This window comes from Sphingobium xenophagum (assembly GCF_031457465.1).
In the GTDB taxonomy this organism is placed as follows: domain Bacteria; phylum Pseudomonadota; class Alphaproteobacteria; order Sphingomonadales; family Sphingomonadaceae; genus Sphingobium; species Sphingobium xenophagum_A.
In genome coordinates this window covers 34,127-52,292 of record NZ_JAVDWV010000021.1, presented here as the reverse complement: position 1 = coordinate 52,292, position 18,166 = coordinate 34,127, and the positions used below count along the sequence as shown (strand labels likewise).

The following is an 18,166-nucleotide window of genomic DNA, read 5'->3' as shown; positions in this document are numbered from 1 at the left end:
ACAAGGGGCAACCAGTGTCGCGGGATGGAGCAGCCCGGTAGCTCGTCAGGCTCATAACCTGAAGGTCGTAGGTTCAAATCCTACTCCCGCAACCACAGGTCGCTGTATCAAACCGTTCCGGATCATCCCGGGGCGGTTTTTTTATGCTCTTTTTGGCGGATTTGCGCCGTTTCCTGAGATCGCAATGTCGCTCATTGGATCGCGGCAAATCCCAGGACGTCGATTTGCATTTGGGGGTATTTTCTGGGGTAATAGCCTGCGTCCAGCAGGAGATACCCCCATGCCCCTCAAGGAACTCGAGGTCCGTTACGCTACCAAGCGATCTAGAGATTATAAGCTGGCCGATGGCCAAGGCCTTTATCTGCTGGTCCGTCCTACCGGCTCGCGCCTTTGGCGCATGAAATATCGGTTCGACGGTAAAGAGAAGCTGCTTTCGTTCGGACGCTATCCTGAGGTTAGTCTCGCACAGGCACGTCTGCGTCGCGCTGAGGCCAAGCTCGCCATTGCCAGGGGCGAATATCCTGGACCCAGGGCGGCAGTGCCGATCGTCAGCTTTGAGGTTGCCGCACGGGCCTGGCATGCCAATCGGGTGAGCGCGCTGGAGCCTGGCCATGCAGCACGCATCCTTTCGCGTCTGGAGCGGGACGTATTTCCTGTATTGGGGCACCGCGATATCAAGCAAATCTCGGCCGCCGATATATTGGAGATGCTCCGGGCGGTCGAGGCGCGCGGGGCGCTCGATGTAAGCCGCCGGCTGCGTCAGCATGTCAGCCAGGTCTATCTCTTCGCTATCCCGCAGGGCTGGGCCAGCCATGACCCGGCTGCCGGACTGGCGACTTTGCTACGCCCCAAGCCACGGGTGCGCCATATGCCGCGGGTCGGGGCAGGGGAGTTGCCTGCGCTCGTGAGGGCAATCCACGCCTACGATGGTGATGAGAACCCCCGGCGCCGGGCTGTGACGCGCGATGCCCTGCTATTCACTCTGCTGACATGGGCGCGAACCAATGAGACCCGGGTTGCCACCTGGGAGGAATTTGAGGGGCTTGATGGGCCTGCCCCAATCTGGCGGGTGCCTGCGGAGCGTATGAAGATGGGGCGCGAGCATATCGTGCCGCTTGCGCGCCAAGTGGTGGTGCTTTTGAAGACCGTGCGGATCTATAGCCAGGGCCGCTACGTCTTTGCCGGCGATAAGCCGGCACTGCCCGTATCGCAGAACACAATGATCTATGGCTGCTATCGCATGGGCTATCGCGGGCGGCAGACGGTACATGGGTTTAGGGGCATCGCCTCGACCTGGGCGAACGAAGCGGAATGCTATCGGCCTGACTGGATAGAGATGGCCCTTGCTCATGCCGATCGTGATGAGGTGCGTGGTGCCTACAATAGTGCCCTCTATCTCACACCGCGTCGGCGCATGCTGCAGCAATGGGCGGATTATGTGTTGAGCATGATCGAGGTGCCGCAAAAGGCTGCGGCACCCGGTTGATCAATCAGTCTGCAGCAGGGTGTGGGGATGGTCGCTCACAATCCCCACACTCCTTATATCAGGTAGGTTCGACCACCTTCTTGGCGCGGGCAGGGCGGGGCGCCTTGACTGGCGCTGCTTCAACAACGCGCGGCTTGCGGCCCAGGCCAATCTTGTGGGCGAGCTCCTTGCGCTGCGCGGCATAGCTTGGCGCCACCATTGGATAATCGCTCGGCAGGTTCCATTTTGCCCGATAGGCCGCCGGGGTCATCTGATAATGGGTCATCAGGTGGCGCTTGAGCATCTTGAGCTTTTTGCCATCTTCGAGACAGATAATATAGTCCGGCTTGATCGACGCACGTACCGACACCGCAGGTTCCTGCTTTACTTCTTCAGCGACGGCAGGTTCGCCCAGAGCCGCAAGGGCACCATGCACATTGGCAATCAGTGCGGCGAGATCGTTGACTGCCACGCTATTGTTGCTGACATGCGCGGCTACAATATCGGCGGTAAGCGCGATGAGTGTTTCGTCGGCGGACATAGCATGTCTCTCCTTATTTGCGACCATGGGAGATTATCCATTGGCAGCCGGTAGGTCATATTACCAGTACCGGATCTCGCAACTTTAGCCGTCAAGCCGCTGTCGACCCTTGTCGGTCATGCAGAGCTACGTTTCAGCTTCTCGCAACCGGACCTTCACCCAATGGCCGGAACTGGGCCGCTTCCTGACTGTCTGGTATCAGATGAGGATTTTGGGAAAGCTGACATTCGGTCAAGCCAGTGGCCAGGTCAGCAGTCGCCGACAAAGCGGCCGTTTGCTCATGGCATGCTATGCCGGAAACAAGGCCAAATTTACCTCGCCTGTTCCATATCGAGTGCTCGGACTGCGATTGCGGTCATCAAGGCGGTGCTGCCTCTAGAAGTGATGATTTCACTGGAGACTGCAGTGTCTGCCGCGAATTGGCGACCCGGCTATCCGGCGGTTCGAGCATGCCCACCTTGCGCCGCCTCATTCAAAATGCAACCAACGCAGTATTACCAATCGAGAGCGTTCCAGAGACAAGAATGCCAATTCGTCGTCAGTCCAGGCTCGTTTCCGACGCGGAGCTGACCGAATTGCTTGCACGCTTCGAGGCAGGCACGACGGTTGACGAGAACAGGGTCCTTCACTTTCATCACCTTGATTCCGGTGAACTTGAGCGCATTCTTCCCGACGCATTTGAAGCCGATCCCGGATTTACGGGTCGGCAGCTGCGCTATCTCTTGCGCGAAGCCTTATGGACAAGCCGCAAAAATGGTCCGCTCACGAATGACGCGCTCCTTTCCGAAGCGCGCCGCATCGCCAGATTGCGGCTCTCTCAGCCGCCTCGACGCTATGCGATGTGGACAAAATTCCGTGCACGCCAGATGGCCTTCGCTTCCAGTTTTCGCCTGAGCTGGAACGAAGTAAGCTTCCAGAGTGCCAGCGATCTTCCCGTCTATATGCAGCAGGACGAGTATTTCCTGAATGGTTACGGGGATGTCGATCCCAGAATGCCGATCTTCTTCGGCTATTTGATCACCCGCTGCGATGCCCGCGACGAGGAGAATGCCGTCGCGCGGATGCTCGACGCGACGGACATCGTCATGGCTCTCTTCAATATGTACGAGATGCGGGGACGCTGGGCGAAGGGCAATGAACGCTGGGCCGAGGGGAAGCTTTGGCATGGGCCCTATCATTTCGTGTTCGAAGGGCGGCGTTTTCTCGGCGGGGAGCATGTGTGGTTCAACTCCGAGTTCGACGAGGAAGCCTGGGGCGTGCATCCGATCGACATGCCGGCGGTGCTGCGCTTCATTCCTCAGGTGCGCGCGGCCCTTGCCGCACTTACCGTCCATCCGCTTCGCGGCGTGCTGGTGAGGGTGCTGCGCTTGATGCAAAACGCCATGGGTTCGCGAGACCAGAGCTATAGTCTGCTGCGCTACTGGTCGGCTCTCGAACAGCTCTACGGCGATCCGCAGGCGCGCGAGAAAAACTACACGCGGATCATACAACGGGCCGCGTTCGCCGAACATGACCCTCTTATCGCGCGGTGGAAACTAGGGCATATCTCGCGCGTCCGGAACGAATATGTGCATGCGCGCGATCATGACGACGACCTGCGCGTCATGGCCCAGTATCTGCGCATGCTTCTGACCCGGCACGTTCACTATCTCATGCTGCATGCGCCCAACGTACGCAGCCACGCCCACTGGCTCGAGATCGTCGATCTTCCGAGCGATGAGGCGCTCCTCAGAGAGCGCAAGGACGTCATCGATATGCGCCTTGCCATCATCAGTCAGGGGCGCAGGCAGGGCGAAGCGGACGTGCCGTCAGATTAATTTGATAGGCATTTTTGTTGTAATACGACAAATTTAGATATTTTTCTAATTTTTTACTGATTAAAAAGAGTGCCAAATTTGCTGTACGAGCTACAAAGAGGCATGGATTCTAATCTCCGCACTTTAGGGCCGAATGAAGCACGCCTGATGCTGTCGCTGGCAGAGGAAGAGCGTGACATTGTCTCAGCGGCCGATGTGATCGAACTGCTGGGATCAGAAACGACGGCGCGCTCGGTGGTCCGGAACCTCGTGCGAAAAGGCTGGCTCACCCGTCTCGTCGGCGGCCGCTATATGGTGCTGCCTCCGTCGCACGGTCCGGAAAATCTGGGCGAGAACAATGTGATTGCGCTCGCATCGGCCGCCGTCGAGCCTTCTTATGTGGGATGGTGGTCTGCTGCCGCCTTCCACGGGATGACGACGCAGCGTCCACGCTTGACGACGGTGGCGGTGCTCAAACCCCGCGATGCGGTCGCGATCGAGGGCCACCCTGTCCGGTTCGTACATCTCCCGTCACGCAAGTTCTTCGGCTTCACCACCTTCGAAATCTACGACCGAACCGCCCAACTCTCGACACCGTCCAAAACAGCTGTTGATTGTGTCGACCGCCCCTCGCTGGCGGGTGGTCCGTCGGAAGTGGCACGCATCATATTTAGTGCATCACGAACTGTGAACCCCGCCGATCTCGTGACCGATGCGCTGCAGATGGGGTCGAGGTCCATGCTTCAGCGCCTTGGCTTCCTTATCGACCTGGTCGGATGGGATTTCCCCGAAGTCGACCGCAGTCAACTGCGTCAGGCGGTCCCGCTGTCCATGCGGTCGGTATTCGGCCGAAAGGAGCGCCAACCCGATGACATCGGCTATGTCAGCGAATGGGGGCTGTTTGTTCACGCCACGCGCAGCGATCTCCTTGCCGATGTACCCCGGCTGAAACGCGGGGACCACTAATGCTCACAACAAAAGAACTGCGCATGACCGCGCAGCGATCAGGCGCGCGGGATATCGGGAATGTCGAGATCGACATCATCCTGACGCACATCCTCCAGCTGTTCCAGGAAAGGCACCTGCTGGAACATCTCGCGTTCAAAGGCGGCACGATGCTGCGCAAGATGGTCTTCGGCCCACGCGGGCGCCTCTCGACAGATCTTGATTTCACGAAGTGCAGCGACATCGATGGCGACGATCTCCTGCTCGAAATCGCGTCCACCCTGCACGACGCGCCCTATCACGGCATCACTTTTGTCCTTGAGCGCGACAAGGACTGGTATCGGATCGACGACGGTCTCTCCGCCAATCCCATATGCTCGCATGAAGCCAACCCCCGGGGCGTGCGCATCAAGATCCAGGTGAGCACGCGCGAGCTGCCAATCTTGCCGGTGGTGCCTATCGACCAAATTGCCCAGGACTATTTCGGGCTCCTGCCTTTCGCGCCGGCGGCCATCCCTTGCCTGGCCTTCGAAGAGATTGTCGGCGAGAAGATTCGGGCCGCCAGCCAGAGATCGAAAGTGCGCGACCTCTATGATCTATCGGAGATCGCGAAGCGACCAATCAACCGCGACCGCATCCGATCCCTTGCGGTCCTAAAGCTTTGGGGCGTCAACGACAGCTTGTCGTTCGCTCGTTTCCGTGACCGCATCTCGGGTGCGGAATATGATGTCGATGACCTGCGCATGCTGCTGCGCAAGGATGAAAACCCCGAACTGAAAGCATTGGTCGGGCGCGTCGCCGACGGATTTCAGTTCCTCGAGCAATTGACTGAAGCTGAAAAAGTCCTCGTCGCTGACGCGAAGGGGCAGCGACAGGGCGAAGCGCAGGCGTTGATCGAGCAATTGCGCGCGCAGGCTGCCGCATGACCGCAGAGGATGGCGATGAGGCGGAGGAATTGCCGCCCGACCGGATCACATCGCGGAAGCGACAGGCGGCATCGGAACGAGCTACGAGCACGCCACCATCGCCGTCTATTTAACAGCGCTCGTCACGCGAACACATGCTCCCCTGTGTCCTGGGGTAGTGACCAGCGTAGCGGTCCAACAGAGTGCCAATGGTCGACCGCTCGACGATATCGTGATCGAATGGGAGGATGATGCAGACCGACGCGGGACCCTCGACCTCCAGCTGAAACGTCGCCTGCCCTTCAAATCCGGACCGGATGACGACTTCGCCAAGGTCGTCATTGCTGCTTGGTCGACTCTCTTGCTGCCGGACTTCGTCGATGGACGCGATCTTGCAGGCGGCCTCGCTGAATCCGTGTCGAGTGACAATCTGCTCGCCTGCCAGCGCCTCAGAGACCAAGCGCGGCTGGAAGCCGATCCCGAAGCCTTTGTTGCCGCCATTGCACGCCAAATGGGGCAGTCGACCCGCAAGGTGCACGGGACGGTCACGAACATCCTGGAGCGCCATTTGGGAGCAATGCCAACATCGCGGCAGCTTCATCTTTTCTGGCGCAATTTCGTTATTGGTCAGCTTCAGGCAACAAACGACCTTGGCACCGACCGGTTACGCGCGATCGATCAATTGGAGCGGACCAGACCACGCGAAGGCGCTAACGCCACACAAATCTTCGCCGTTCTCGAAGCACTCGCCAAGCAGCTCAATGTGCGGGCGATCCGGGTCGACGTCAGCCGCACCGTGGAGCTGCTGCGCGATCGGTTCGGAACGAGATTGTGCGAAGTGCCCACAGGCGCAGGCGATGCGTTGGCGTCCGGCCGGCGCGGGGCCGAGCTGGAGCTAAAGATTTTTCGCGACCGCGATCAGGCATTTCTCATCGATCCGGTGTTTGCGACGCGCGAAGGCAAAGCAACCGAACGAATCGTTCAACGAGACGGGGTCGAAGCCGAATTGCGGGCGGCCCGCTCCGTCATTCTCGTCGGCGAGCCGGGTGCCGGAAAAACCCAGGCTCTCCATCAAATTGCAGTGACGCTCCTCGCTCAGCCGTCGCTCGTTCCGATCGTGCGGAGTCTGCCGACGTTGGCGCTGCGTCGAGACACAATCGCTGCGGAGATTTGCAGCAAAGGAAGTTTCGCCACATTCTCCGAGGCCGACTTCGCCGTCCTGGCGCATGGTGCCCAGCTCGTGCTGCTCCTCGACGGATGGAACGAACTCAATCCTGACCAACGCGCATGGGCCTGGGGCGAGCTTGAGGCGCTCCGGCGCGACTATCCCCAAATGCTGCTGGTGATCGCGACGCGGGCAGGGGCGGCCAGCCCGTTTGCGCAGGTGCCGGCACTGGACGTCCTGCCTTTTGATCGCAGCCGGCAACTTGATGCTGCTTCACGACTGCTCGGACCATCGGGTCATGATCTCGTCGTGCGCGCGCGTGCGCTGCCCGCCCTCCGTCCGCTGCTGCGCACACCCCTGTTCCTTGCGGCTATTCTGCGCCAGGGCGCCGCCGGCGAGCTACCGACCGATCGCGAGACCGTCATCGCTGGTCTGGTTGCTGATGCCGGCGGTACGCCGGCACGGCGCGAGCAGCTCCGCCTCGCGCTCGATGGACAGCATATCCCTTTCCTGCGGCTGCTATCCGATCGCTTGATGGATGCTGGAACCACCATCCTGTCGGAGGCCGAACTTATTCCTGCCATCGGAGAGCTGGCCGGCGACTTGCGGGCGCGCCAGCTGTTGATGCAGCCGATCGCGCCGCAGGCCGTGCTGGACATACTGATCAGCCATCATCTCCTCGTCGGCATGGGGGAGCCAGGCCAGCGCAGCATCAGCCTTCAGCACCAGTTGATCCAGGAGTGGTTTGCGTCCTTCCGCGTCGCGAACATGATCGAGAATGAGAGTGGGGGTGCCATCGGTGAATCGCTGCGCGCCTTGATCGACGCGCCCTTCTGGTCCGTGACGATCCTATTTGCCGTAGAACGCCTCGCTCATGCTAAAATCGCGCCGAAGCAGCTCCAGGCGCTCGTCCTTACGGCGCTCGGGATTGATCCATTCCTCGCCGCAGACATGTTCCATCGATCGCGCTCCTGTATGGGCAGCGATCTAGATGACGAGCTCATCGCGTTCGCCGAACGCTGGAGCGCCGATGACCTGGCACGGACGAACAGGTTCAGACTCGCAACCGGACTGGAGCAATTTGGCAATGCGCTGTGGGACGCGCTGGAGAATGGCCGGGAGTTTCTGTTCGATCTTCATCGCTCGGGTCGCAGTTTTCCTATCAGCACGCTCGAGCCAGACTGGAAGCGACGCTATCCCAAGCTCAAGAGCGAGACCCGGCGCGTTCTGCTCACCGACCTGGTGGAGCAAGGCGATACCGTCAGTCTGACCCGCGCATTGTCTGCCGCCGTCGGCGACCCGAGCGCCGATGTGGTGTCCAGTGTGATCGACTATCTCGACTTTCGCGATGAGCGCGCAAGTCTGGAACATCTGCTCGACCAGCTGCCGGATAGGATGTGGAAGGCCTTGGCGCGCGGTCGCGAGCCAGACAATGCGACGGACAAGCATCGCGCGCGATGGAGCAAGCTCCGTCGCAAACGCTTCGAAGATGCGGACGGCATCGACTGGCTAAGGCTCGCATTGGAATTCGACTGCGCGACGCCGGAAGCGATCGTCGCGGCCACGCTCGACCTGAAAACGGACAATCATTGGACGAGCCACGAGCTGGAACAGGAAGTATTCCGGAGGTTTCCGACCGTTTTTCAGGACGTGCTAATCACCCGACTGCTCGGCAACCACGCTATCCCGTATCGCGCATCCCAGTTTGTCGTTGGCATGGAGCCGGCGGAACAGTCCGAGCTGATCACGATTGCCACGACGAAGGACCGGACGTTCTCGCGGCAACAGCTCGCCGCGCAGCTACTCGGTAAACAGTCCATTGCCAGCCTCGTCGATCATCTTGTTGTGCGCTCCGGCGACCGGGCAGCACTGCGCAGTGAAGAATCGCAGGCAGTTAGGGACGCTCTGCGCGGCGTCAGGCTCGAGCTGCTCGTACAGGAAATCGCCGCGCGCACCGCTACCGAGCCGCACCAGGCCGCCATCCTTATCTCGATCCTAGCTGACTGGCGCGGCCACGAGGAAGAACGGGACTTCAACATCTCGACCGAGGCGCGCGAGACTCTCATCCAGCTTGCACAGGCCTGGGCAGCCCTTCTGCTTGCGCAAGGGGACGAGTTGCGGCGCTACGACCTGGCGGAGCTGGCGAAGCTGATCGGTCGGCTCGCGAGCGGCGCGCTATGGCCGTCGCTCTTGGCGTTGTGGGACCGTGATCGCGCGCAGCATGCAGAAGAGCGCGCCTTGCGCGCCATCGATCCGAGCAACCCGCGCGCGAACGAAGCCTTCATGGGGTACGACATTCAATATCGCGCTGGGGCCAACGCCATAGCTGGCGATGTCGTGATCGACGCAATGGCCCAGCGCCTCAATGACACGACCTTCGAATTGGACGCGGCACTGGTGCTCGGGGAATTGCTGGAGGTCGATCCCGTGCAGCAGGGGCCGCTGGGCCCATCCCTCGACGATCTGGAGGAACGGCGCGATCGCCTGATCGAACGCCGCGCAAGCGCGCCCCACCCCATCGCTGCACACATCATCGCCCGTATTGGCGAACTGGTCGCGGCGGGAGACAAGGATTCGATCGGACAGGCGTTCCGGCTAGCAGCCCCAGTGACCCGCATGAACTACGGCGATCGGGGTCCAGCACTGCGAACGCTAATCGAAGCGGGCAAGGACAACGGACTGCTTCTGGATTTCTGCAAGACTTTTGCGGAACGCGGCGAGATGTTGCCCGCGCACATCATCCAGCACGGGGTTGCGCTTGCCGCCGCAGATCTCGCAGCGATGAAATGGGTGCAGGAGAACGACTATTGGCGGCTGGACGCCTGGCTTCGCCTGGTTCCCTTCGCAGATGACGCCGAAGCGGCGCTCCCCAGTTTCGACGATTTGCCGGGTGGAGCGCGACGCAGATACCGACTGCACGACCTCGTTCGCGCACTGGGCCGTTCGATCTCGCCGACTGCCGTCCGCGCCCTCGTCGCTCTAGTGCGGCACAGTCCGGAGCTGCTGTTTGAAGACATGCCCCAGGCGCTGGCGAGGATCGGGACGGATGAGGCAGACGAAGCCCTGCTCGACGCTGTCATCGGCGCCGTGGAAGACCCGAAAGGCTGGCGTGATACCTATATGCTGCGCGAAGCTCTCGCATCCGCTCTGGCGCATTCCATCGACGTGCGCAGTCGCGCCAAGACAATGGTCGGAGAGATGAACCACGACGGAAAGCGCACGACCATTGCGGATGCTATCGCACAAACCATGAATGAGGATGACGCGATCCTGTTAATGGAGCTCGGCGCACAGCCCGCGGGAACAGCGATCGGTCGCCTCTTTCTCGACCGCCTCGAACATGCTGCTGTGTCACGGATTCCTGTCGAAGGAATGGCAAATGCGTTCGAACTCGAAGGCGCGCCCCTACCCGTCCTGCGTAAACGTGCATTCACTCAGTGGCGGGCATCACCCGATCAGCGCATTTATCCCGCCTGCCTAAGGGCTATCGACCGCCTTCGCGATCACTATGGCAAGCCGGTCACCGAAACCTATCACCCGCACATCACGTCCGGCCATGCCTGGCCTGCAGCCGCTGAGCCTTTGTGGCTCGCTTTCGGCTATTCCGACGACGCCGCGAACTGACCCCATGGATCCGCGCACCATAAAGGCGCTTGCCGAGATCACGGATGAGGGCAAGTTTGAACAACTGGCACTGAGCATCCTGCAGCACGCAGAACCCCTGTGCGCCGCTCTCTCGCAGCAAGGTGTCAATGCTGCGGGGAGGACACGCGCTTCGCCGGTCGACAATATCGGTTTTGTCCGCGGCGCTACACCACCGCATCTGATCGCGATCCATCACACAACCGCCGCCGAGCGCGATCTGCGAGCGAAATGGATGGCAACCACCGGCACCTCCAAGGCGCGGATGGGTGACATCGCCAAGACGGCGAAAATCGTGGCGGAGGAGCGCGAGCGCACGCCCGTTCTTGCCGCCACGCTGTTCCTGACGACGAACCAGGAACCCGGCGAGCAACTCGTTCGAGACGCCACTGCGCTGGGTGCGACGCACGGGATCACTATCGATATCTGGTCGCGCGTGCGGCTGGCTCGCGTGCTCGATCTCGATCCCGTCGGTCAAACAATACGCCGAACCTATCTTGGCATTGAAGAGGAACTTCTTTCCACCTCACTGCTGGCAAAATTGTCCCAGCAGAGCTTGGCGACAGTGGCGCCACCCGAACTTACGAGCGCCTGGATCAGCCGTGATCTCGATCGACAGCTGCTCAAATCGCGCCGTCCCGTCAGTTTCATCATTGGCGAGTCAGGGTCGGGCAAAACCGTGGCCTGCCTTCGCTCCATGCGCCAATGGATTGCCGGCGGCGGTTTCGCGCTCGTCCTTACCGAGGACATATTGGAGACAGCGGCTTCCCTGCCGGCGGCGGTCCTGGAGGCGCTTCGCCGGCTGCATCCGGCGCTGGCTCAAACCCCCGACGCCTTTTCATTGGCGTCGCCCACCCAGCCGCTGCTTCTGCTGGTCGAGGACATCAATCACGCCGCCAATCCGGCGCGCGTAATCGAGAAGTTGGCCCGCTGGGCAAGCGACACCGGCATTGAAAGCCGGCGCGGCGCTCCTGCCTGGCGGATTATGTGCCCGGTCTGGCAGCGCTTCATCAATGGTCTGCCTGAGCAGGCCCGACGTCTTGCCGAACCAATGCTGGTGCCCCCGAAGCCGTTCGAAGTGCACGAAGGAGTTAAGGCGCTGGAACATAAGGCCAAGCTACTGGGACATCCCATCAGCACTGCTGCTGCCCTGTCGCTTTCCACGGCCCTCGGCCACGATCCCTTGTTGATTGGTCTGCACGAATTTGGGGCGACGTCGACCACTGATTCGGTGATCGCGGATTTTATCGAGCGATCGCTGCATCGCTGCGAAAGCCGCACCAATGTACCGTCGACTGAGCTTCGATTAGCGCTGGAGACACTGGCGAGCGAGATGCTGCAGCGGCGACGCATGTCCCCCGGCTGGGGCGAGACGTCACAATGGCCGGCGCTCACCGCGCATTTGCCCGCATTGCGCGCGCTGTTCACCGTCGGCGAGGTGGTCAGGCTTGAAGGGCGCTCGGCGCACCAGAAGATTGGGTTCCGACATGATCGCGTGCGTGATCAATTGCTTGTGGACGCAGCCGCTGGCCTGCTCAATGCTGCAACGCTTGATGACGCTCTGATCGCAGATCCCTTCCTGGCGGCCGTATTCGGGGCGCTGCTCCTTCGACATATTGACGTACCCGACCTGCCTGAGCGCATTGGCCGCCACAATGCTTTGGCGCTCTTTCATGCCTTGCGAGGGAGCCGAGGCGGCACGCCGGAGCGCGGGAAGCTGACCAATTTGGCTGGACAATGGCTCTCAGAGGAGGCGAACCGGACCGAGAATAAGCGAGCGTTGCGCGATGAGATTGCGGCGGTGCTGATGGAGACCGAAGGCGTCGACGTCATCGCGTTGGCCAAGGCGTTGGCCGAGAACACGCCGCACAGTCGAATGGCCTGCCTTCGCAATGGCGACCTTGAAGCGGGCGTGGAAGATTGCCTCAAGCGTCGTTTGCGCGCGCGCGACCAGTGGCGCGACCGCCAGATCGCGCATGCCAAGCAGGAGCATGCGTTGGCGCTGGTCGAGGCATTGTCATCGCGGCTCCTTGCGAAACAAATCAACGACGATGTGCGGATGGCGCTTCTCGACATCGCTGGAAGCGTCGCGGATCCGCGGCTGCTCCCCGCCCTCCGATCCTGCTGGGCTTCGGACACAGGTCGCGCCATTCGGCTCGACGACTATCTCTGGGCCTTTTCTTTCTGTTGCGACCACGAAACCGCCGAAGAGGTGCTTGGCCCGCTCTGCGCTGAATGGTCGCTGCTGCCCGAAGAACGGGGCGACAAAGTCCGTTCGCCAAAGAATGAGGTTGCGGATCACGAAATCCAGTGGGCCTTCGCCCGCAAGCCGCCCGCACCTGCCATCGACTATCTCGCCAAGCGCGGCCTGGAGGACGATCTGTCCTGGCAGGTCTATTGCTTGTTGCATACGGTCGACCAGCCCACCGCCATCCAGTTTTGCGCGGCGACGATGGCGCATGCACGCGCGCGGTCAACGCAGTGGTATCTTGTCAATTTCCGCCGGGGTCAGGATCACTGGACGCGCTCTGACGAGGAGCATGGCATTCACATGTCGGCTGAGGGTCGCGCCCTGCTGCGCGGCATCTGGCAGGATATTGGACGTACCGAACATGAGCGGATCACCGCTTTCGACCTTTGGGGATCGAGTTGGGGCGAAGCCGATTTAGGCCAGATGCGTAGCTGGCAGGATGATCCTGTCCTGAGCGACGCTATCCTGCGGCGACGGCTGGAGCGAGGCGATACGGATGCAATACCGCTGGTGCTGCTCAAGCTTGAGGGCGATAGCAGGGAATATTGGTGGCAATTTACACGCATTATCTGGTCCGATGATCTTACGGCTGCGCTACGCCGTGCTTTCGACAGTCGTTTCGCCAAGATCGCAGCGTCGCCCGACCGCGATTTCGACATTGACCATACGCTCTGCAATGCGGTCATCCGGCTGCCCCGCGCTATCGCAGAACCTCTGCTGCTGGAGAATTGGGAGAGCATCTCGACCTCGCCCCAAATGGTGCAGACAGCGCTCTATCTTGCCACACCAGACCTCCTGAGCCGCGTCGCAGAAGCTATTGCCGCGGCGAGCGAACCGGCCAAGATGTTTGAATATCTGACGATGCATTTCGGAGTTCGGGAGCGCGGCCATCCGGGTTTGACCCGACCGGAGCAGATCACAGCCCTAGAGCCCTATTTCGACCTGATCGACGATAAGGAACTCGATTGGCTGGCCGATGGCTGCAACACCGTCGGTTGGTTCGATTTGCGTCGGCGATTGCTAGATCCCCGACTGCCTGATTCACGACATTGCTGGAGTGTAGATCGCTTGCCTGGGCTGTTCGACCGGCTTGCCATCGACAGTAGCTTCGCCTTTCTCGATGTTGAGCAGGTGATGGAGGCGGGTGTGGAGTGGGACGCGATTGCCTCCTCGCTCTGCATATGGCTCTGGGCGCGAAATGACGAGGAGGCGCTTCAATTGGCCGCAGACGTTTTGCGCGAGCATGGCCGGCGCATCGATCTCGACATGTTGAACGACTGGCCGGGCGGCTGGAGCGAGCAGACGCGCGCCGTCGTTGCGAATGCCGCCTATGTAGTCCGACATCGCACTGCTGAGTAAAGGTCTTTGGGCCTTGGTCTCCGAAGGGCCCAGCATCAAACTCGCGCGGCAAGGTGTGGCGTCCACCAGTTAGAATTGCAGCTCCTTAGATTTCGCTCCTCAGAAGCAGACATTCCTGTTCGTCCAACATTTCGGAAATTCGGAAAAGCTCATTCAACGTCCGCTTTCAGACGATCGGTGGGAGCGGTTCAACGACCGATTGTGGGGCGCAAAGCGGACACGGCCTCTTTTGGCTGGAATGTCAGGTCTCTGTTGTTCGAGTTTCGGAAGCGGTCGGGCGCTAGGTCCCATCGTCAGCCGTTATCGGACTTGCGGCCACAGGCGTTGGCGAGCGGCAAAAGTAACCCCGCCGCAGATAATATCGACGGCGGGGCCATAGTTCAGGGAGGTGTCGCTCCAAAGGGGGGGAGGGAGCGACAGTCTTGATATGGGTTGTGTCGATGACATTACAATGACTGTACCTTTTGTCGCTTGTCGGCGTCATCGACACTCCAGAACATCGGATTGCGCATCCAGTCGTTGACGGCGGACTCGCGCCAGCCCGTGCAGCGGGTGGCGATGCGGATCTGTCGCGGAAAGGTCCCCGCCTGGACCTTGCGATAAAGCGTCGCGCGGCTGAGGCCGGTGCGATCGAGGACGGTGTTGAGCCGCAAGATGCGGTCGGTTGGCTGAGCGGTCATGGCAATATCCCATATGCTGCGATGTCATTTGTGCGCCCCTGAGGCAAAGGATTGTCAGGCATCTGGACGGCGTCAATAGGCCGAGAATCTATCTAAAATCGTCGATCACACTGTGGCGCATTATGGCAAACATCAGCGTCCTTCGGTGGACTCAAAATAAATTTCGTCGTTCGTGTGGGATACTGGCTGACCTCGCCAGCTTGAGATGTCGTGAGACGGTGTGTTGGCTGCGGAACGCGCGGCAGGCCGCGCGTGCGTCGTGTGATTCGGTGTCTGGACGGCGCTGTGTGCCGCCATGCGGTCATCGCGCCTGGCGGCGCGATGGCGTTAGGCCTCCGGCATCGAACGGTCGGTGTGGGCGTCGCTTGTCCCTAGCCCCGCCTCGCCGTCCTGCAACCCCGGCTACGCCGGGGTCCTCCATTGCATTGCGGCCCTGCGGGTGCAGGCTGCCTTCCCGGCGGCGCTGATGGACCGCTCCTGCCGCCCACCCCGCCCTCCGGCGCCGGTTGCGGTGTGAAGAAGGAGGAAGGATCATGAGCAAGACCGAACGGCAGAGCATCTACGCCGAAGTCACATCCCGGATCATCGCAGAGCTGGAAGAGGGAAGACTCCCCTGGGTGCAGCCCTGGGATGCAACGTCATGTCCCTGCACCATGCCGCAGAACGCAGTCACCGGGCGGCGGTACTCGGGGATCAATATCCTGATCCTGTGGGCTACCGTCATCGAGCGCGGCTTTACCAGGCAGCGCTGGCTTACCTACCGACAGGCGGAGGCAGTAGGCGGTCATGTCCGCAAAGGCGAGAAGGGCACGATTATCTGCTACGCCGATCGCTTCATTCCCAAGGCCGAGGAAGAGCGGGCGGGCCAGGAGGATCGCGAGGCCAGGACGATCGCGTTCCTGAAGCGCTTCACGGTCTTCAATGTCGACCAATGCGAGGGCCTATCCGGCGATCTGACCCAGTTGCCCGAAATGCCGGAGCCGCTGGTTTCGATTGCGGAGGCTGATAGCGTCATCCAACGCAGTGGTGCTGATATCCGCATAGGTGGCGATAAGGCCTATTACGCCCCCGCAGGCGACTATGTTGCCGTGCCCCCGCAAGCGGCGTTTCATGATCCGATCAACTGGTTTCGAACCGTTTTCCATGAGCTAGGGCATTGGACCGGCCATGGCAGCCGTCTGGCCCGCGATCAGTCGGGCAGCTTTGGCTCTGCCCTCTATGCCCGAGAGGAACTTGTGGCCGAGATGGCGAGCGCCTTCACGTGCGCGTCGCTAGGCATCGTCCCCACCGTCCGACATAGTGACTATATCGGATCCTGGCTTGCCGTCCTGCGCGAGGATGATCGGGCGATCTTCAAGGCGGCCAGCGCAGCCAGCAAGGCGGCCGACTATCTGCTGAACAGGGAAGGGGTAGTGTCATGACCGACCCGCTTCCCTTGCGCGTCTTCCTGCGGCGCGGGCGCCGCTCGCTGCGCCGCATGACTGATCTCCAGCGCGCGATCTTCTTTGCCATCCGCATGGAGGACCTGACCTATGCGCAGCTTGCCGAGCGTCATGGCATCACGGCCAGTCAAGCAGAGGCAGAATTTGCCGCTGCGTTGCGCATTTTCCTGCGAACTGTGCAGGAGCCTGAGCCCTGGTGGCGACGCCTGTCCCATCGCCTGTGATTACTTCACCGCGCCCGATGGCTTGCCATCGGGCGATCGGTTCGACAGGGTGCCCCTGACATGCGTAACGATCTCGATCATCTTCCCGCCGACAAGCAGCGTGAGCTGGAGCGCGTGGTGCAGATCATCTTCGAAGAATTCGAGGATGCTTTTGCGCTCTCGCGTCATGAGTGGAAGAAGGCAGGTCGGATCCTCAAGATCGTGCTTTACGGCAGCTATGCCCGCGGCACCTGGGTCGACGAGCCGCACACCGCCAAGGGCTACAAGTCCGACTATGATCTTCTGATCATCGTCAGCGACCAGCGGCTTACCGATCGCGTCAAATATTGGCTCAAGGTCGATGACCGGCTGATGCGCGAATATGGCATTACCGCGACACTCAAGACTCCGGTCAATTTTATCGTCCACACCCTGCAGGAGGTGAATGACGGCCTTGCCCATGGCCGCTATTTCTTCATGGACGTCGCGAAAGACGGGATCGCGCTCTACGAGAGCGAAGATAGCGAATTCCACCAGCCCAAGCCCAAGACGCCTGAACAGGCACTCGCCATGGCACAGGAATATTTTGGAGAGTGGATGCCCCTTGCTGCGTCAGCGCAGAAGGGCTTCCTCTTTTTCAAGTCGCAGCATGAGTGGCGGGACGCAGCATTTATTCTGCATCAGGCCACCGAACGCCTTTATCACTGCGTCCTGCTGGTCTGCACTTTCTACACGCCCCACGTCCACAATCTGGCCTTCCTGCGTACGCAGGCCGAGCGGATCGACCGACGGCTAATCTACGTCTGGCCGGCCGATAGCCAGCGCGATCGCTCTCTGTTCGAGAAGCTCAAGGCCGCCTATGTGAAGGCGCGCTATTCCAAACATTATCGGATCAGCGAGGCGGAGCTGAGCTGGCTTGGCGAGCAGGTCGAGGAGCTGGGCCGCGTCGTGCACGCGATCTGCGCCGAACGCATCGCCGACCTTAAGAAGGCCGCAGGCATCGCCTGATCATTCGGGCTGCGGGTCCGCTTTCCCGAGTGCGTCCGCAATCATCGCGGCCAGCGATTCTTCTGCCCGCCTGCGGACAATCTCATCTTTCGCGGTGAGATCCTGGCGGATCCATTGCGGCGCCCGTTCGATCACGGCGAGAATGGCCGCTTGCATATGTTCATTCATGCCGCCGCCTATGCCTGGTCAGCTTTCGTCAGGCAATGAATCGCTGGCGAACATCCGTTGACCGCATCTGCGCCATAGCAGGAGCAGCCGCTCGTGATCGTCTGTGCGCAGCTGTGCCGCAGCCTCGCCCAGCAGTCCGAGCATGACGGCGCGATCATCATCGGTGAGCGCAACCAGATCGGCCTTTACGACCAGCCCGCCCAGTTCGATCAGATGGCGGGTACGTTCGCGCCGCTTCACCTGCCAGTCCCGCCAATCATGCCGCGCCTGGACTGCCTCCAGCCGGTGACGCGCGATCGTGACCCGTTGCACCGCCGCCCGGCTTGTCGCCAGCGCTGTGGCCAGCTTCGCCTCGCTTGCCTGAAAAGAAGGCCGCGCCCCGTTTGCGCCATGCTTCCTGTTTCGCGCTGTCCGTGGTGGCAACGGCGTCCAGCAGCGCCCCGGCTAGCGCTTCGGCGCTGAGCCCGTCCGCACCGGTCGCCATGACCAGTTCGCCTAGCTGACTCTGCTTACGGCTTTTGAGCTGCCGGGCTTTGTCGGTCAGCGCCTTCAGCTCAGCATCATAGTCGCGTGGTTTGCGCATGGAGAATGTCCTC

At 61.0% G+C, this 18,166-nt stretch carries 14 protein-coding genes and 1 tRNA gene; 10 read left to right on the top strand and 5 right to left on the bottom strand.

All coding sequences use genetic code 11. From position 1 onward, the window contains the following. Positions 1 to 18 precede the first annotated feature (18 nt). A tRNA-Met gene (locus J2W40_RS18275) sits at positions 19 to 95 on the top strand. Positions 96 to 280: 185 nt separating this feature from the next. After that, positions 281 to 1,486, top strand: a complete 1,206-nt coding sequence (locus J2W40_RS18270; protein WP_310227388.1) for a tyrosine-type recombinase/integrase — start codon at positions 281 to 283, stop codon at positions 1,484 to 1,486. Between the two features lie 58 nt (positions 1,487 to 1,544). Here the strand turns inward: J2W40_RS18270 and J2W40_RS18265 are convergent, their stop codons facing one another. Then, the gene (locus tag J2W40_RS18265) at positions 1,545 to 2,006 is read right to left on the bottom strand and encodes a Ros/MucR family transcriptional regulator (RefSeq protein ID WP_310227387.1); all 462 of its coding nucleotides are present in this window, start codon (positions 2,004 to 2,006) and stop codon (positions 1,545 to 1,547) included. A gap of 449 nt (positions 2,007 to 2,455) precedes the next feature. On the opposite strand from J2W40_RS18265, the gene J2W40_RS18260 reads away from it, so the two are divergent. From J2W40_RS18260 to J2W40_RS18240, 5 genes are all read left to right on the top strand, one after another. Next, positions 2,456 to 3,823, top strand: coding sequence for a hypothetical protein (locus J2W40_RS18260; protein ID WP_310227386.1), 1,368 nt, complete (start codon positions 2,456 to 2,458; stop codon positions 3,821 to 3,823). A gap of 147 nt (positions 3,824 to 3,970) precedes the next feature. Beyond that, a complete protein-coding gene (locus tag J2W40_RS18255; RefSeq protein WP_310227384.1) occupies positions 3,971 to 4,768 on the top strand; it encodes a type IV toxin-antitoxin system AbiEi family antitoxin domain-containing protein in 798 nt (265 codons plus the stop codon). Further along, a complete protein-coding gene (locus tag J2W40_RS18250) occupies positions 4,768 to 5,673 on the top strand; it encodes a nucleotidyl transferase AbiEii/AbiGii toxin family protein (protein WP_310227383.1) in 906 nt (301 codons plus the stop codon). Before J2W40_RS18255 ends, J2W40_RS18250 begins: the two co-directional genes overlap by 1 nt. A gap of 157 nt (positions 5,674 to 5,830) precedes the next feature. Next, positions 5,831 to 10,441 carry an NACHT domain-containing protein gene (locus tag J2W40_RS18245; protein ID WP_310227382.1) on the top strand — a complete coding sequence of 1,537 codons (4,611 nt, stop codon included), beginning with the start codon at positions 5,831 to 5,833 and terminating at the stop codon, positions 10,439 to 10,441. Next, entirely contained in the window at positions 10,374 to 14,069 is a 3,696-nt protein-coding gene (locus J2W40_RS18240) for a hypothetical protein (protein ID WP_310227381.1), read from the top strand. The genes J2W40_RS18245 and J2W40_RS18240 overlap by 68 nt, the downstream gene beginning before the upstream one ends. 446 nt (positions 14,070 to 14,515) lie before the next feature. Here J2W40_RS18240 and J2W40_RS18235 read toward each other — a convergent pair whose 3' ends face one another. After that, positions 14,516 to 14,749, bottom strand: coding sequence for a helix-turn-helix transcriptional regulator (locus J2W40_RS18235; protein WP_310227380.1), 234 nt, complete (start codon positions 14,747 to 14,749; stop codon positions 14,516 to 14,518). A gap of 533 nt (positions 14,750 to 15,282) precedes the next feature. Between J2W40_RS18235 and J2W40_RS18230 the strand changes: the two genes are divergently transcribed. The 3 genes from J2W40_RS18230 to J2W40_RS18220 are packed head-to-tail and all read left to right on the top strand — an operon-like array spanning position 15,283 to position 17,402. Continuing rightward, positions 15,283 to 16,170, top strand: coding sequence for an ArdC family protein (locus J2W40_RS18230; protein WP_310227379.1), 888 nt, complete (start codon positions 15,283 to 15,285; stop codon positions 16,168 to 16,170). Beyond that, positions 16,167 to 16,415: a sigma factor-like helix-turn-helix DNA-binding protein gene (locus J2W40_RS18225; protein WP_310227378.1), complete on the top strand. Its 249-nt coding sequence runs from the start codon at positions 16,167 to 16,169 to the stop codon at positions 16,413 to 16,415. The genes J2W40_RS18230 and J2W40_RS18225 overlap by 4 nt, the downstream gene beginning before the upstream one ends. A gap of 60 nt (positions 16,416 to 16,475) precedes the next feature. After that, positions 16,476 to 17,402, top strand: coding sequence for a nucleotidyltransferase (locus J2W40_RS18220; protein WP_310227377.1), 927 nt, complete (start codon positions 16,476 to 16,478; stop codon positions 17,400 to 17,402). Here J2W40_RS18220 and J2W40_RS18215 read toward each other — a convergent pair whose 3' ends face one another. Genes J2W40_RS18215 through J2W40_RS18205 form a run of 3 tightly spaced genes read right to left on the bottom strand, consistent with a single transcriptional unit; the run spans position 17,403 to position 18,153 of the window. Beyond that, positions 17,403 to 17,570, bottom strand: coding sequence for a DUF6771 family protein (locus J2W40_RS18215; RefSeq protein ID WP_310227376.1), 168 nt, complete (start codon positions 17,568 to 17,570; stop codon positions 17,403 to 17,405). It abuts the gene before it with no gap. 18 nt (positions 17,571 to 17,588) lie between these two features. After that, entirely contained in the window at positions 17,589 to 17,810 is a 222-nt protein-coding gene (locus J2W40_RS18210) for a conjugal transfer protein TraD (protein ID WP_310227375.1), read from the bottom strand. 16 nt (positions 17,811 to 17,826) lie between these two features. Next, a complete protein-coding gene (locus tag J2W40_RS18205) occupies positions 17,827 to 18,153 on the bottom strand; it encodes a conjugal transfer protein TraD (RefSeq protein ID WP_310227374.1) in 327 nt (108 codons plus the stop codon). Positions 18,154 to 18,166: the final 13 nt, after the last annotated feature.